Below are 1,050 nucleotides of genomic sequence, written 5' to 3' on the forward strand. Positions count from 1 at the left end.
GGGCGAAGCTGAGAACTTAAGCGCCAGTAAACGGCGGTGGTAACTATAACCATCCTAAGGTAGCGAAATTCCTTGTCGGGTAAGTTCCGACCTGCACGAATGGCGTAACGACTTCTCGACTGTCTCAACCATAGGCCCGGTGAAATTGCACTACGAGTAAAGATGCTCGTTTCGCGCAGCAGGACGGAAAGACCCCGGGACCTTTACTATAGCTTGATATTGGTGTTCGGTTCGGCTTGTGTAGGATAGGTGGGAGACTGTGAAGCTCAAGCGCCAGCTTGGGTGGAGTCGTCGTTGAAATACCACTCTGGTCGTGCTGGATGTCTAACCTGGGTCCGTGATCCGGATCAGGGACAGTGTCTGGTGGGTAGTTTAACTGGGGCGGTTGCCTCCTAAAGGGTAACGGAGGCGCCCAAAGGTTCCCTCAGCCTGGTTGGCAATCAGGTGTTGAGTGTAAGTGCACAAGGGAGCTTGACTGTGAGACCGACGGGTCGAGCAGGGACGAAAGTCGGGACTAGTGATCCGGCGGTGGCTTGTGGAAGCGCCGTCGCTCAACGGATAAAAGGTACCCCGGGGATAACAGGCTGATCTTCCCCAAGAGTCCATATCGACGGGATGGTTTGGCACCTCGATGTCGGCTCGTCGCATCCTGGGGCTGGAGTCGGTCCCAAGGGTTGGGCTGTTCGCCCATTAAAGCGGTACGCGAGCTGGGTTTAGAACGTCGTGAGACAGTTCGGTCCCTATCCGCTGCGCGCGTAGGAGTCTTGAGAAGGGCTGTCCCTAGTACGAGAGGACCGGGACGGACGAACCTCTGGTGTGCCAGTTGTCCTGCCAAGGGCATGGCTGGTTGGCTACGTTCGGGAGGGATAACCGCTGAAAGCATCTAAGCGGGAAGCCTGCTTCGAGATGAGGACTCCCACCCACTTGATGGGGTAAGGCTCCCAGTAGACGACTGGGTTGATAGGCCAGGTGTGGAAGACCGGTAACGGTTGGAGCTGACTGGTACTAATAGGCCGAGGGCTTGTCCTCAGTTGCTCGCGTCCACTGTGT

At 56.7% G+C, this 1,050-nt stretch carries 1 rRNA gene; it reads left to right on the forward strand.

Annotated features, from left to right (window positions below):
- Positions 1–1,029, forward strand: a 23S ribosomal RNA gene (locus ABZ956_RS30475); the annotation flags it as partial.
- Positions 1,030–1,050: the final 21 nt, after the last annotated feature.

The organism is Streptomyces sp. NPDC046261, assembly GCF_040646235.1.
In the GTDB taxonomy this organism is placed as follows: Bacteria; Actinomycetota; Actinomycetes; order Streptomycetales; family Streptomycetaceae; genus Streptomyces.